Annotated in this window: 13 protein-coding genes and 4 pseudogenes; 10 read left to right on the top strand and 7 right to left on the bottom strand. The window is 59.3% G+C overall.

Annotated features, from left to right (window positions below; all coding sequences use genetic code 11):
• Positions 1-395, bottom strand: a pseudogene (locus DH10_RS36230) (putative bifunctional diguanylate cyclase/phosphodiesterase); the annotation flags it as partial.
• 222 nt (positions 396-617) lie between these two features.
• Between DH10_RS36230 and DH10_RS03685 the strand changes: the two are divergent.
• The 3 genes and pseudogenes from DH10_RS03685 to DH10_RS03675 all read left to right on the top strand — a co-directional run.
• Complete coding sequence (locus DH10_RS03685; RefSeq protein ID WP_192384229.1) at positions 618-908, top strand: hypothetical protein; 291 nt, start codon at positions 618-620, stop codon at positions 906-908.
• Positions 909-1245: 337 nt separating this feature from the next.
• Positions 1246-1467, top strand: coding sequence for a hypothetical protein (locus tag DH10_RS03680; protein ID WP_127421091.1), 222 nt, complete (start codon positions 1246-1248; stop codon positions 1465-1467).
• A gap of 350 nt (positions 1468-1817) precedes the next feature.
• Positions 1818-2738 (top strand): annotated as a pseudogene (locus tag DH10_RS03675) (LysR family transcriptional regulator); the annotation flags it as partial.
• A 485-nt stretch (positions 2739-3223) separates the two neighbouring features.
• On the opposite strand, the gene DH10_RS03670 reads toward DH10_RS03675, so the two are convergent.
• From DH10_RS03670 to DH10_RS03655, 4 genes and pseudogenes are all read right to left on the bottom strand, one after another.
• The gene (locus tag DH10_RS03670) at positions 3224-3658 is read right to left on the bottom strand and encodes a PIN domain-containing protein (protein WP_192384227.1); all 435 of its coding nucleotides are present in this window, start codon (positions 3656-3658) and stop codon (positions 3224-3226) included.
• Between the two features lie 4 nt (positions 3659-3662).
• Positions 3663-3911, bottom strand: a complete 249-nt coding sequence (locus DH10_RS03665) for a type II toxin-antitoxin system Phd/YefM family antitoxin (protein WP_127421092.1) — start codon at positions 3909-3911, stop codon at positions 3663-3665.
• 762 nt (positions 3912-4673) lie between these two features.
• Positions 4674-5336 carry a DUF6946 family protein gene (locus DH10_RS03660; protein WP_192384226.1) on the bottom strand — a complete coding sequence of 221 codons (663 nt, stop codon included), beginning with the start codon at positions 5334-5336 and terminating at the stop codon, positions 4674-4676.
• Positions 5337-5494: 158 nt separating this feature from the next.
• Positions 5495-5751: pseudogene (locus DH10_RS03655) on the bottom strand (transposase); the annotation flags it as partial.
• Positions 5752-5882: 131 nt separating this feature from the next.
• Between DH10_RS03655 and DH10_RS03650 the strand changes: the two are divergent.
• Positions 5883-6344 carry a phasin gene (locus DH10_RS03650; protein ID WP_192384224.1) on the top strand — a complete coding sequence of 154 codons (462 nt, stop codon included), beginning with the start codon at positions 5883-5885 and terminating at the stop codon, positions 6342-6344.
• Positions 6345-7239: 895 nt separating this feature from the next.
• Positions 7240-7701: a hypothetical protein gene (locus tag DH10_RS03645; protein WP_192384223.1), complete on the top strand. Its 462-nt coding sequence runs from the start codon at positions 7240-7242 to the stop codon at positions 7699-7701.
• 634 nt (positions 7702-8335) lie between these two features.
• Here the strand turns inward: DH10_RS03645 and DH10_RS03640 are convergent.
• Together DH10_RS03640 and DH10_RS37545 are read right to left on the bottom strand one after the other, a co-directional pair.
• Positions 8336-8653 (bottom strand): hypothetical protein, encoded by a 318-nt coding sequence (locus DH10_RS03640; protein WP_425515276.1) that lies wholly within the window; start codon positions 8651-8653, stop codon positions 8336-8338.
• A 361-nt stretch (positions 8654-9014) separates the two neighbouring features.
• Positions 9015-9614 (bottom strand): cold-shock protein, encoded by a 600-nt coding sequence (locus tag DH10_RS37545; RefSeq protein ID WP_192384219.1) that lies wholly within the window; start codon positions 9612-9614, stop codon positions 9015-9017.
• Positions 9615-10160: 546 nt separating this feature from the next.
• Here DH10_RS37545 and DH10_RS03630 point away from each other — a divergent pair.
• The 5 genes and pseudogenes from DH10_RS03630 to DH10_RS36610 form a co-directional block, all read left to right on the top strand.
• The gene (locus DH10_RS03630) at positions 10161-11120 is read left to right on the top strand and encodes an NUDIX hydrolase (RefSeq protein ID WP_192384217.1); all 960 of its coding nucleotides are present in this window, start codon (positions 10161-10163) and stop codon (positions 11118-11120) included.
• A 63-nt stretch (positions 11121-11183) separates the two neighbouring features.
• Positions 11184-12158: a quinolinate synthase NadA gene (nadA, locus tag DH10_RS03625; protein ID WP_192384215.1), complete on the top strand. Its 975-nt coding sequence runs from the start codon at positions 11184-11186 to the stop codon at positions 12156-12158.
• Positions 12155-13699, top strand: a complete 1545-nt coding sequence (locus DH10_RS03620; protein WP_192384214.1) for an L-aspartate oxidase — start codon at positions 12155-12157, stop codon at positions 13697-13699. The genes nadA and DH10_RS03620 overlap by 4 nt, the downstream gene beginning before the upstream one ends.
• Positions 13696-14550: a carboxylating nicotinate-nucleotide diphosphorylase gene (gene nadC, locus DH10_RS03615; RefSeq protein WP_192384212.1), complete on the top strand. Its 855-nt coding sequence runs from the start codon at positions 13696-13698 to the stop codon at positions 14548-14550. The genes DH10_RS03620 and nadC overlap by 4 nt, the downstream gene beginning before the upstream one ends.
• Positions 14551-14679: 129 nt before the next feature.
• A pseudogene (locus DH10_RS36610) lies at positions 14680-14820 on the top strand (biotin synthase BioB); the annotation flags it as partial.

Genomic DNA, 14820 nt, shown 5'->3' with positions numbered 1-14820 from the left:
GCCCCACTGAAGAACAAAATGGGAAGTGCCCCCCACCAAGTACCGAACAGGAAGGCGTTCCGCACCAGGTTTTGCGTAGTCCGGCGAGACACTGACCTTGGTTTGACTGACCGAAACGATGATCTCGCTCTTAGGCCAACGAACCCGGCGGCGACGATGATAACACTCGCCCAGAGGATGGCTTTCGTTTGGTCGGGCGAGCCCCAAAGCGCCATAACAAGAGTGGCCGCATTGAGTATGTTCGCAACCATGCCAAGAGGCGTGTTGCGAAGCACGATATTGACCTGCTCCGCCCTGATTCGGCCGGCAAGTGGTTCGATCGTCGAGGGCCCGCCAAAAGCCCGCAGGTCTCCCGCCAGAAGGTCACCTAATCTTACGGCAGACAGACGCTGCATCACTCTTTCACCCCCCGCTTTAGAGTAGTCGCTGCGTGTTGGTCCCCTACCGAACAATTCGGTAAAAGTAAATTTCAACCCCAAATTTTGACAGCCCGGTTGGGAAACCAAACGACTCCCTGAATTCGAAGATAGCAAAAAACGCGATGCTCCCTTTAGGACATCGCCAACCTAACGTGATCCATGTCTTCGCAATATTTTCGTTTCTGGAAAATGAGCCGATTGAACCGTCGGAAATTAAACCGCGTCGCGTTTGAACAGCTTCATGCGAGGGCTTCAATATTAGCAGACGTCCAAGAAAGCCTCGCGGCCAAGCCGCAGGGCTTTTTCTTGTCGATCAATGCGAGCGAATTGGCCACATATGCATCGCAGTATGGGGCCGATAATCAATCAAGGGTTACCAAAGGCCCGCGTTCTTGGCCCTCCCCGAGCGGCATGCGGGATATCGGCCACCTGTTCAAGCCAACCGAGTGCAAAAACTTCTTCAAAGCTGCCGGATATGAGGCCAACTGATCTCGACACGTTTTAGGCTACCGAGGGAAACGAGACGGACGGGAGCGCTGAAAGCGGACTTCCGCGATCGCGCGATAAATAATTCCTACCCGACGAATCCGCCATGTGTGGGAGCGTGGCGGGCCTGTCGATCCGTCTAGCCGGCCTTGCATCAGTCTCGGATATGATGTGGCGCCGGCCTTGCGCTCGCCCAAATGCTCTCTTGCTTGCGGCTGTTCTGGTGCCGCCGACTTGGATCCTGCCGATTTGAATCAAAAACGGTTGTGGATATTTCCAAGCCATTGAGAGGCGGGCGGCCATATCCGACGTAGGTTGGGTTACTTGATCGGAGAATTAATTGAACAGCGATTTCGCCGCAGCGCGCGCCCACCTCAACGAGGCCCTCAACCATTTATGCGGACATGATCAAGTCAGCCGCGATTCTCGCTTGGCCATTGACCTGCTTATAGAGGCGGTGATCACCGCCGAGCATTGCAAGCAACCGGCAAAGGTGATCGAGTTCAGGCGCACGAAAAATAACGGACGGGCGTGGCAATCTCAAACGCGCCGAGAACGATAGAGATAGTCTAGCATGACCAAGCGCTATGAAATGAAGAGCGTATCTTTGGTCGATCATTGACGCGTTCACCGGGCGTCCTGCCCGGGGTCTACGGATTCCGCTCAGCAACGCAAGAGTGCCGGCACCACAGGCTACGGGGCTCTCCGGCGTTAGCGGCGATAATATTTGAGCACCGAGGGCGGATAACGGCTTACCTGTAAGGACGCGACCAGCGCCGTCGTGGGGTCGGTCCTCGGCAACAGGTCTCAATGCCCGAACAGGCGGAAGGGTGCTACCACCACGCCAGGAGAACAGAACCCTGATTTGGGATCAAAGCACTGGGGATCATGCCCCGTTTGGATTTGTTCATCGTGGACATCAGGCAGCTAAGATACTTTGTCGGCGTCGTCGAAGCCGGCAGTTTCACGAAGGCAGCTGCGACCCTCAACGTCGCTCAAAGCGCTCTAAGCCTGCATGTGCGACAACTGGAGGAAGGGTTCGGCACCCAGCTGCTGGTTCGCGATAGGACCGGTGTCAGCCTCACGGCGTCCGGGGACAAGCTGCTTGAGCGCGCGCGGATCATCCTGAAGGAAATTCAGCTCACTGAGGCCGAACTGACCAACTCGGTGGCTGCTCCTTCCGGCGAGGTCACCATTGGTATTCCGTCCGGAGCCGCACGCGTCCTTAGTGGTCCCCTGATTGAATCGGTAAGAAGCGAATTGCCGAGGATCTCGCTTAAGATGATCGAGGGCATGACGGGACCGCTGGAGGAGTGGATGGCTGCTGGCCGCTTCAATCTGGCTGTCCTTTACCGCACTGCCGAGAGCGTGGGACAAATGACGGTGCTGGCCCGCGAAGAGTTTTGCCTGGTGGCGCCGCCGGGTGAACCGCCTTTCGAAGATTCGATACCGCTCGCCGACCTGCACGCGTTCCCGCTGGCGGTTCCAATGCGCAACAACAATGTCAGGCGTTCGGTGGCTGATGTCGTTGCCCAACACGGTTGTGTGCTGGACGTCAGATTCGAAGTCGACTCCCTTTCTACGATCATTGATATGGTCATGGCAGGAAAGGCGTATTCCATCCTTACCCCGTCGGCCATCCAGAAAGAGGCGTCTCAAGGCCAAGTCCGCACGGTTCAGATCATTGATCCAGTGATCACCCGTTCCGTTGTGCTTGCCGTCAACCCGAAAGATGAGCGCTCTCCAGCCGTCTCTGCGGTCCGCAAGCTGATCCCAAAGGTCGTAAAGACTTTGATCGAGAGCAGGCACTGGTCGGCCACGGCTCCGGACCGGGCTTATCAGATGCTGCAAACCAAGTTCCAGGTGCTGCCGCTCCTCCGCGACTGCCTGAGCCGCATCAATCTGGAGATGGTTTTGGGCGACATTCGATATTTGACCGCATGCGACTGTCGCGATGAAATCGCAGGGGAGCGAAAAACGGTTCGTATGTCGGCCGTTCTAGTATCTGGCAGGAATATGGATCGATTTCCATCGAACTGGCACGGTCATCAGGGGATTATGGGGGCTTTCTGGCCATTGAACGGTTACCTGAAGGTTGTTCGAAACGAGCCAAGCATCAGTTTACAACGCCGGGCGATCTCGGCTACCTCAACTTGAGGAAGGAACGACCCGCGCGCCGCAAGAAACAAGTATCCTCGCGGTGCGAATTTCGGCGCGGGCGAACCACCGCGATCAGTGGGGGCAGATTACGTCTACGACCGCGATCAATCTTGATTCGAGACCAACCGCTTTGCGGTCGCTCGTTTCGAGCGCGTGGACTAAGCCGGGAGTTCCTTGAGCGGGTTCGCCCACGGCACCCCGAGCGGCTGAAAATGCCGCTCGTTTGCCGTCAGTACTGTGTAGCCTCGCGCTGCCGCCGTGGCAGCTATCGCGATGTCTTCGAAGCCGGAATCATGCGCCCGCGCCCGGTCAATGATCGCGCCGGCGTGGCGGGCCTCCTCGATGCCGAACGGCAGGATGCGGCCAGCATAGAGCTGCTCGACGGCGGCGAGCCAGCGGCGCAGCCGTGCCGCTTTCGTCGTCGCGCCGATCCTGACGGCGCGGGTAATACCCGCCTCGATTTCCGCGATCGTGACCGTCGACATGTACAGATGGTTATTGTTCTTGTGCAGCCAGTCGGCGAACGGCTGCAAGCCGACTTCCTTTTTCGTCGGCGCGTCGGCCGACACGATATTCGTGTCCAGCAGATACACGGGGCTAGAAGCCCTCACGCAAAGCGCGGGCGGGCTTCCGCCTCCGTTCCGGAATGTCGTCTGGGTCGCCCGGGAAGGCTAGCAGGAGGTCTGCAAAGCTGGGCACCTTGGAAACCCTCTCCCATTCTTTGAAAGACACGAGCACGGCCTCCGGCTTGCCGTGGCGGGTGATCACGGAAGGCTCCCCGGCAACGGCCTGGTCGACCACCGCCGACAAGGTGGCCTTCGCGTCCTTCAGCTGAATCTCTCTCATGTCGACGTCTCCATATGACTACCGATGGTCATAGTCTGTTTTGTTGACAGGTTCAAGAGATAGGATTTTTGTCCTATCTTCAATTGACGTCTGGAGTGCTGCCGTGGGCGGAAATCGCCGCAACCCCGGACGATGGAATTTGCCGCCGATTCTTGCTCGGCGAGCTCAGTCGTACTCCAGACGTTCCGAGAGCAGCACGACACCTCAAGGCTGCCACCACCGGCGCGCCGGCGGCACACTCCCTCTTTGCCGCTCCGCAATCGCAGAGCGGGTTAGTCCAAAGTTTCCCATCTTGCGGCACTACACTGCCACAAGGCCTCGCCCGACAGGGTTGAGGATGAAGTTGTTGCGATATTTTTCAAACAAACTCTCAACTTGATCGACCCGGAAATAGCGCTCGGCAGCCGTCTTGCTGGTTGGTTTATCCCTGCGCGCGAGGGCGTCGGAACGTCTCGCGGGATCAGGTAAATTGCCCTGCCATTTGTTAGGTCTGGCAGAAGGATAACGATTGCAAGCCAATCGAACTGATCGAAGTCGTCGTAGGTGACGTAGGACGGCCCTTGTTTGAACGTTCGAGATTTTACAGACACCCTTTGCGGGGAATGCCCAACTGGCTGAGCGATGACATCGTAGCCAGGCCAGTTGTCAGGAACTTTGAGAGCCGGTACTCCGGCAAGGGTCAGTTCAGCGGCGACTACCATCTCGCAAGCGTCACCCATCTGCTTTGACGTGTACAGTCTCGTTTGCAAAATGATGGAGCCTTCAATGTGAGAGATGTTCTGGATTTCCGGTCGCCCAACCCAACCGAAGGCGTCGGCCACTTTTCAAAACGATGATGATTGGTTGGTCTGGTCGAGCCGACACGCCGAAAAGGCTGGCAAACCGCTCGAAGTCAGCGAACCACATCCGGGAGACGGAGAAGGAATGTACGATCATCGCCGCTTCGTCCGTCTTGAACCGCTTCGCCTCCAACAATGCTGATGAGGTTCGATGCAGCAGTTGGTAGCGCACGTCCGATGGGGGTACGGCGTCTAAACCCAGCAGATCGCGGATTTGAAGCATGCGAAGTCGCTTGCCAACTGAGGGTCCTGCAAACCATTCGCCGACTGTTGGCCCGAATGGTTCCTTGACCTTGCCTTCAATGGTAGCCGCGCATGTCTCTTCGCCAAATCGGATCAAAGCGAAGACATCGCTTTGGCTGTCACGGCCCCCACCGGCCAACGGCACCTTGTGCTCAGGAAACGCAGCCAACAGTTCAGCTGGTTTGTCGAACATTGCGGCGATTTCGGACGGCAGACCCTTCGCTTTTTCCCAGCTGTGCGCGAGCGTTCGAGCCGAATAGCCCATTCGCCAATGCTTGGCGGGATCAGCCAAGAACGCCTGCCAGCTGTCCGGCCCTGAGCTGGGAACATAAATTTGCGACATGCCGACAAGCCTCTCGAACTATGCGAGCCATGGCTATCATAATCAGATCATAACTCAGTTGATGTGATTGTTAGAATTGGAAGGTTTGACTTCAAAAAACGAGGGCTGGAACCATCAAGCTCTTGCGAGCCTGCGGTGAGCAGGCGAATGCGAGCGACTTACATCCAGGCTTCTATGGAAGCGATGGATTTCTCCCAGTCCCTGGCGAGCCTGCGGCATCGACCCAGCCATGCGAATGCGCGCTCAACGACCGAGCGGCGCGGCAGGATCCCGAAGCCTTTGGCTTTATCCGTCCGCGTGACGATCTCCAGGGTGAACGTTCCAACCTTTTGCATCGCGCCCTTAAGCTTCGGTCCGCATGGCCGCCGTCGGCGAAAACGTGTCGCAGCCACGGCCAGCGTTCGAGAATGTTCTTGGGGGTATTCGTGTAGCGCCAGGCACAGCCGCTCGCGCAAATTCATGGCAGCTTCATAAATCCGTTGCGGCGATTTCGTACATGGAGGAGACGGCTTTGTTTTGAGGCCGCCCCTGGAAAAGGATGGAAAAATGTCCAAGATCATCGGAAATACCGAAACGATCGAAAACGCCGGCTCCCCTGCCTTCGACCCCTCCAAGTCTGTCGAGCAAATCCGCGCTGTCGCCGAACAGGGCATTGAGCGGTCGAAGGAGGCATTTTCCAAATTAAGCTCGGACGTCGAAACGACTCAAAGGGCTTTCGACTCCACCTTTGAAATGGCCAAGACCACCAGCAACGAGATGCTCCTGAAGACGATTGCCGCTCTGCAAGCCAATGCCGAAGCCGGCTTCACGCACCTCGAAGCACTGGTTGCCGTGAAGTCGCCGTCCGAGTTTTTCGAACTGCAGACCGCATTCCTGCGCAAACAGATCGAGAAGTCCGCCGAGCAGGCCAAGGCCCTCCAGGCATTGATGTTGAGAGCTACGGAGGACGTGTCCAAGCCGATCAAGGATGCCTTTGAGAAGACTTTGAAGGTACACAAGGCCGCCTGATTCTTTCAGGTAACCCGAGACCGAAAGTCAGTACCTCGTCCACTGGGGCACCTCGCGCTGGTCTTCTTCCATTTGGTCGGACGGCTTTGTCTGCCCGACCTCATCGCAGTGACGTCGTCCTCACGGTTTTCGGCGCTTCTTGGTTCTCCCCGCTGTAGGCGGACAAGCCGTGCGATTTTTTCATGCAATAAGGTGGTGCGCGGCAAGTCGGGGAATGCCCCGCTTGTCGCCGTCTCGACAATCGCGCTGCGCACCGCTTCGGGGTCTCTGCCAATGCACCAAGGTCGACAGCGACGTGTTCCCGCCTGGAAGCTAGGGTCCATTGCCGCGACTACCCTTCGCGAACAAGAGCGGCTAGCCTCAACAAGCCCGGAGCACGCCGGGGGACGGCACAGCGCCGGCCCTGCTGTCCGACTACCGGCGTCGATGAGCACAGGGTTGCCGAGATTAGCGTGATAGGCATTGACGGGGATGCGGCTATGCGGGCTGCCGGCCGTCCCACCGGATCAGGTCGACACTTTGCTGATCACTCATGCATCCCGACCATATCAACGGCGTGCTGACCTTCTGCCAGAAGGCGTAGTCGGTAGCGGTGACGACGAGCTCTGCATCGGGAAATAGCACCTCGCCGGATCGCACTCTAAGCAACGGTAGGAGGAATTGCGCTTGTGGAGTACCTCGTCGATCGATGTAGGATCCATCGACTTTCATAGATTGGCCACCTGTCAGCAACCAACACAAGCATTGCCGCGCGCCTATAGACTCGCGAGATGATGATCGCTCGTCGGCCTCGGCGTCAAGCACAGCTTGTGCGGGTACGAACGGAACCATTCACCTTGCGGAACAGCAGCAGTTGGGCAATGCTCGCCACCAGAGCATACCGTGGGGGCAGTAGATGGGCGAAGGGGCTTACCCAGGCGAAGGCGCCGACACAGCGCAGATCATTCGGCTGGCAAGTGAATATCGTGAGGCTGCGCACAGTCTCCTCGCCCGTAAACTGAATGGGCTATCCTTGGCGCCGTGCCGGCTTGTCGCTGTTCATGCCATTGAACTCTATTTAAACGTTTTTCTTCGGGAAGCCGGCGTTCATGCCGCCGAAATACGTGGCTTCCAGCACGACCTTTCCAAGCGGGTGGAACGTGCGAAGAAGTCCGGTCTGGTTCTGCGCAAGCGCACGCAGCAGCATCTCGAGCAGATGACATCCGCACGGGAGTATGTAGTCACCCGGTACGGTCCGGAGATGACGAACACGTTGTCCCAAGTGAATCGTCTGATGGCGACTTTGGATGAACTGGACAAGAGGATTTCGTCCCTTGTCAGGTCAAAACGCGGCGATGGCTCGACCTCGAAGAATTAGCAGCGTTCGCCGGCGCCCTATGCTTGGATCTTTGTCGGTGCCTTATGGCAGAAACTTATCCGATCTGGTGATCGCGGTATGCGCAATTGGCTCATCCGCCGGCTGCAACATCAAGAGCAACATCAAATGGCATCGCGACCGGTCATGATCTGGTGCCTGCCAGCATTCTGCCAGTTCCTTTAGCGATTACTAATATGCTATATGCAAAAATGCGAGGGGTTAATTCCATGGGGCAGTCGCAAAGGCATATTGCACTGGTGTGGCTCATCCTGGCTGCGATGCGGAGGCCCACGATTGGTACACCGGCAAGACTGATCCCATTCTTCATTATAACTGCTGCGGCAACAAAGACTGTCACCCAATCGATTCCAGCGACGTCAGGGCGACCAAAGACGGCTATTACGTCAGGCTAACTCGTCCCACCTACATGAATGAGCCACAAGGAGGGGAGTGGTTTATCCCCAGAGAGCGCGTCCAGGCGGCGCCGGATGATCGCTACCATATCTGCGAGCGTTTGATGACGTTCTATCGGACGGTCACTCCACATATGAAGTACGAGGCCTTTCACAGATTCAGATGGACGTGCTTCTTCACACCAATGGGCACAGGTTCGATCGACGGGATGTAACCGAGCCTACATCGCGTTTGCGGGTGCGAAGAAGCAGTTTTCGTGCTCCTCGGTCGGATGCAGGCAGATGTGGAAATTGTCGTCGCCGGACGGAATGACCACGTCGTATGGCACGAAGTAGCGATTCTGATGAGTGACTTTCCGATGGTCGCCTGGTCGCAAGATGATCTCATAGCCATCGGGTCGCGGCGTTACTGTTTTGCTGGGAATCTTACCGCACTCTCCGATCACCGGTTCGCCGTGACAGCAGGCCGGTGGATAGGTCCAGCAATCAGCGCTATGCGCAACGCAGACATCCTTGAGCGCTGCAGCCGCGACGATCACGCCTGCCAAGCCCGCTATGCGTCGTGTTCCGACCGCATTCACCAATGGTCCCCCAAGCGGCGACTAAGGTCTTCACAGCCTTTATACATCATAAGTCGGCGCTAATGTAGGCCGGAAGCGTCTATGCCAAGACCGGCAAGGACCGGGTGCGTGACACTCAAATGCCAAGCCAACGGCATAGTTCACAGTACTGGGGAAGATCCAAATGCGAAGCCGCTGGACCATTCTTGCTGCTCTGTTTGTCGCTCGTACCGCCTTCGCCCTTTCAGTTCGAGAGCATAGCGGCCGTTGCGCCACAGCCTAGCCAAAGTCTCGGTGCGACCTTGGCCGATATAGGCATCTTAATCGGGCTCAATTTTTACTAGGCGAGGCGAATGCTCCGGACTTCCAAGCCTTTCTTGCCTTGCCCGCATGCGACAACCACCTTCTGTCCCTCCACCAGCGCACTGAGCCCGGAACGGGTCAGGGTGCTGGCATGAACGAAGACGTCCTTCTCACCGGTGTCAGGAGCGATGAAGCCGAAGCCCTTTTCGGGCTTGTACCACTTGACCGTGCCCCCGCTCTCTGGCTGCGCGCCTGTCTCGACGTTCGTCTCTCCAGCGACGCGCGTACGTGACGGAGTTTTCGCGATCGGATCGCCGATCTCCAGCACCTGGGCGACTTGATGACCTTTCGGACTTTTTTCGACCGTGACCTTGAGAGGCGTTCCCTCGGCAACATCCCGGCATCCGGCCGCCTCTAGCACTCGGACGTGCAGATAGGCCTCCCTGCCGTCCGACAGTTTGACGAAGCCAAATCCCTTGCTGCCTGTGAACCACAATACTTCGGCGTCGACAGGGTGTGCGGTCACGGTCGCCGGGCGCTGAAAGTAGCTTGGCTCGGAGGTCCGTTCCGAAAAGGAAACGGGGTCATCGTCATGGCGATGCCCGCGTGGCTCGCGATGGTCTCGATATTTGCCCATGATCATCTCGACTGGCATTGATGGCGAACTACGCTACCGTCAAGATAATCTCAATCGGGCGACGCGTTTATGTCAAATGGCCGTGATGGCCGCAGCTGTGCCCGGCCTAACGGTCGAACCCTTTGAAACTAGGTTCATTTCATCTGAAACAATAGTGCCGGCGAGTCGATTTGTTGACTCGTACGGTTGTGCTCGAGTGCATTGATGGCGGCGCGGGCCAACTGGAGAGGAATGTCGCAATGTCGATCGACGAGCTTTGGGATCGGCATGGTATAGGCGGTCAGCAGACGAGCGTCGTCCCACCTTTTTCGAACGAACATCTGGCGGCGCGGTCGCCTTGGAGTTAGCAACCGCACTCAATGGTCGCCTCCTTCCCCAACGGTACCAATCACGGCTGTCGCATTTGGCATATTTTTGTGGAGGGGCGAAGAGCTAAAATCGCCACGACGCGTGGTGTTGACGGGCCGACAATTATCGTACAAATACCGAACTAAATCGGTCCAGTCGCCTACGCGGTAAAGCTCTGCCCAACCACTTCGGGGGACCATGGACGATCGCGCAAAAGGCATCAGGAAAGGCAAGGCCGAGGTTAAGGCCAACGACGTCAAAGCCGACCTGATCGCCGTCGTCGTGGCAATGAACGGTGGTGGACCTTGCGTTCTCACCGTTGGACAGGAAGCCGCGCTACCCTCGGGGCCATTCGAGCTTGCTCATCGTTCGCTCCAGTCGGGCCTCAGGGGTTGGGTGGAACAACAGACCGGCCAGCCGCTCGGCTATATCGAACAGCTCTACACCTTCGCCGATCGCGACCGGATCGGCGAGGAACAGCGCGTGATTTCGATCAGCTACCTCGCGCTCACCCATCCAGACAAAGCTGGCGGCTCGGCCGGGCGCCACTGGCGAAGCTGGTACGACTGTTTCCCGTGGGAGGATCACCGCTCCGGCACACCCGCGGTCGTGGACGACTTGCGGCTGCGCCTCATCGAATGGGCAGACGGCGCTGACGAGGGCGCTGCGCGCCTCGACCGGCGACGGCGGGCGGCAATCGCCTTCGGCTTTGACGACCGCCATTGGAACGAGGAACTCACGCTTCAACGCTATGAGCTGCTCTACGAGGCCGCCCTGGTGGAGGAAGCGATGCGCGGCGGATATTCAGCCTCGCTCACCCCGGTGCCGGGCAAATCGATGATCGCCGACCACCGCCGCATCCTGGCAACGGCTATGGCCCGGCTGCGCTCCAAGATCAAATACCGGCCGGTCGTGTTCGAACTGATGCCGCCGCTCTTCACACTTCTGCAGCTGCAGCGGACCGTGGAGGCACTCTCCGGCAGGCTCATCAACAAGCCGAACTTCCGCCGGCTGATTGAACAGCAGGAGCTGGTCGAGGAGACCGGTGAGACGACGGCAGAAACCGGCGGCCGGCCGGCCAAGCTCTACCGCTTCCGCCACGACATTCTCGACGAGAGGCCCGTGGCTGGGACAAAATTGCCTCTGGCGCGGGCTTGACATCGCTTATAGTCACAACGAATATATAGTCTTATATTCATGTAGACTATAATCGGAGGCTCGATGAATGCCGTCCTGCCTTCGGGCGCGTCCCTGTACGACCGCGTGCGACGTGTCATCCCCGCGATCGAATGGCCGGCATTTGCCGGTGACATCGATGCCATTCTTGATCTGAAGCGGCAGCGAAATGCCGTTATCCTGGCGCATAACTACCAGACGCCGGAGATTTTTCATTGTGTTGCGGACATCGTTGGCGACAGCCTGGCGTTGGCCCGCAAGGCGATGTCGACCGAAGCGGATGTCATCGTGCTGGCCGGCGTGCATTTCATGGCCGAGACGGCGAAGCTGCTCAATCCGCAGAAGACGGTGCTCATTCCCGACCTGCGCGCAGGCTGTTCGCTCGCCGACTCGATTACCGCTGAGGACATCCGGCTGCTGCGGCAACGCTATCCGGGCGTGCCTGTCGTCACCTATGTCAACACGTCGGCCGAGGTGAAGGCAGAGTCCGATATCTGCTGCACGTCCGGCAATGCGAAAGCCGTCGTCGAGTCGCTTGGTGTCCCCCAGGTGATCATGCTGCCGGACGAGTATCTGGCTCAGAATATCGCCGCCCAGACCGACGTCGAGATCATCGCGTGGAAAGGGCATTGCGAAGTGCATGAACGCTTCACGCCCGCCGATATCCGCCAATTGCGCGAGGACCATCCCGGTGTGATCGTGCTCGCGCATCCCGAATGCCCGCCCGACGTGATCGCGGAAGCTGACTTTTCCGGTTCGACCGCGGCAATGTCGGACTATGTCGAAAGAAAAAAGCCGCCCCACGTCGTGCTGCTGACGGAATGCTCAATGAGCGACAATGTCGCGCTCCAACATCCCGAACTCGAGTTCATCCGGCCCTGCAATTTGTGCCCGCATATGAAGCGCATCACGCTTGCCAACATCCGCGCCGCACTCGAAGAGAACCGCCATATCGTGACCATCGAGCCGGAGATCGCCGGGCGCGCGCGACTTGCCGTCGAGCGGATGCTCGCTGTATGAGTGCGGATGTCCGCAGCTACTTTGGCCGGCCCATCATAATTGGCGGCGGCATTGCCGGATTGTTGACCGCGCTTCATCTGGCGCCAGAACCCGTGCTTGTTTTGTCCAGGACGCCGCTCGGATCTGAAGCATCGAGCGCGTGGGCACAGGGCGGGCTGGCTGCCAGCCTCGGCGATGACGATGATCCGGCGCTGCACCTCGCCGATACGCTCGCCGCCGGCGATGGGCTGTGCGACGCAGAAATCGCAAGCCGCATCCTCCATGCGGCTCCTGACGCGATTGAGGCCCTAGCAAACCTCGGGGTCCGCTTCGATCGGACGCCAGAAGGCACATTGCGCCTTGGCCTGGAGGCCGCGCATGGCCGCCGGCGCATCGTTCATGCCGGCGGCGACGGCAGCGGACTGGAAATCATGCGCGCGCTGGTCGAAGCCGTGCGTTCCACGCCGTCGATTGTGGTCGTCGAGGGTGTGGAAGCACGCCGGCTGGCGGTGGAGGACAATACGGTCCGCGGCGTTTGGGCAAGCTGTTCGATGAGCCCTGTGTTCCTGGGTACGGGACGGGTCGTCCTTGCCACGGGTGGGATTGGCGGACTGTTCTTCGACAGCACCAACCCTTCGGGGAGTTGCGGACAGGGGCTGGGGCTTGCTGCGCGTGCCGGTGCTGTCCTTGCCGATCTGGAATTCGTCCAGTTCCACCCGACCGCGCTTGATGGGCCGGCCCGCCCGATGCCACTGATCAGCGAAGCGGTTCGCGGCGAAGGTGCTGTGATCGTCGACGAGACAGGCCGACGTTTTCTCGAAGGCCTGGAGGGGGCGGAACTTGCGCCGCGCGACGTAGTGGCGCGCGCCATCTGGACCCATCTTTCGAACGGCCACCGCGTCTTTCTCGATGGACGAGAAAAGCCCGGCCTGACATTCGCGCGGCAGTTTCCGACGATTGCATCAGCCTGCAGGCACGCAGGTATCGACCCCGCGCGCGATCTCATCCCCGTCCGGCCGGCCCAGCACTATCACATGGGTGGCGTCGCGGTGGACCAGGATGGACGGACCTCCGTTGCCGGACTGTGGGCTTGCGGCGAAGTTGCCTCCACCGGACTGCACGGCGCCAACAGGCTGGCCAGCAACTCGCTGACGGAAGCGATCGTTTGCGCGCGCTGGGTCGCCGAAAGCGTGGCGGGATCTGCGATCGGCGTCAGGACACGATCGACGGCACGCGACATACCGGCGCCCGATCCAGTTTCCTTGCGCCCTCTCCTCTCACGCACCCTTGGCGTGAGCCGTGATGGCGAGATGTTGCGCGAGGCCATTCGGACATTGCTTCCGCTGGCCAAACGCGCCGATGCCACGGCCGATCCCGCCGCAGTGGGACTGATGATCGCGGTTGCCGCCTTGCAGCGCCAGGAAAGCCGCGGCGCTCATTACCGCACGGACTTTCCTGATCGTGCGGTCGTCGCCCACCGCTCCAGGCTCAGGCTTGATGAAGCCTTAGCGGCAGCCGAAGAACTCGCATGTTCGCCAACGCTTGAAAAGGTCGAGCCATGAACCTCGCGCCCCTGCCCGCAATCATGCTCGAGCCCCTGGTCCGGGCAGCCCTTCTGGAAGATCTCGGCCGGGCGGGCGATCTGACCACCGACGCCATCGTGCCGAAGGACCTTCGGGCAACGACCGTCCTTTCGGCGCGGCAGACTGGGGTTGTCGCGGGGCTCGATCTGGCGATTCTCGCTTTCAGGCTGATCGATGAGAGGATCGAGAGTACGCCGGTGTGCCCGGACTGCAGCGAGGTGGGGCAAGGACAGACCATAGCGTTGGTAAGCGGGCCAGCCCGGGCCATTCTCACCGCTGAACGCACCGCGCTTAATTTTCTCAGCCATTTGAGCGGCATCGCCACGGCGACGGCATCGATCGTCAATGCGATCCGCGACCACAAGGCGAAGATCGTCTGCACGCGCAAGACCACGCCCGGCTTGCGGGCGGTCGAAAAATACGCCGTGCGCGCTGGTAGCGGCGCCAATCACCGTTTCGGCCTCGACGATGCCATCCTGATCAAGGACAACCATATCGCCATGGCCGGCGGAATCCGCCCGGCCATCGAGCGAACGCGTGCGAGTGTCGGCCATCTGGTTAAAATCGAAGTCGAGGTCGATACGCTGGCCCAGCTGGAAGAGGCCCTGGCGCTCGCCCCGGACGCCGTGCTGCTCGACAACATGTCGCTCGACGAGCTTCGCCAGGCGGTGAGTATGGTGGCAGGCCGGGCGATCACCGAAGCATCGGGCAGGATCGCCGCGGCGACGGCGCCGGCCATCGCCGCGACCGGCGTCGATCTGATCTCCATCGGCTGGCTGACCCACAGCGCGCCGATCCTCGATATTGGCCTTGATTATCGGGACACATGATCGCCCGACAGGCGGACGGCAGCGGGCTGATAAGCCCTCCAGTCGCCGTCAATCCGCCAGCAAAGAAGCCGTAACGCCGGAACTCCAGGGAACAGGACAGGGATGCACGCATCGAATTCGACGAAGACAATGCCACAGACTCAAGCCCCTGACACCGGGATGTGGACCCTGGAGAAGGCTCGGGCCGTTCACGACGCCCCGTTCAACAATCTCCTCTTCCTGGCGCAAACCGTCCATCGCGAGAATTTCGATCCCAACAAGGTCCAGCTC

It is taken from the genome of Mesorhizobium silamurunense, assembly GCF_014843825.1.
GTDB lineage: Bacteria > Pseudomonadota > Alphaproteobacteria > Rhizobiales > Rhizobiaceae > Mesorhizobium > Mesorhizobium silamurunense.
Note: the sequence above shows the minus strand (reverse complement) of the source record. Positions and strands in the feature narration are given on the sequence as shown.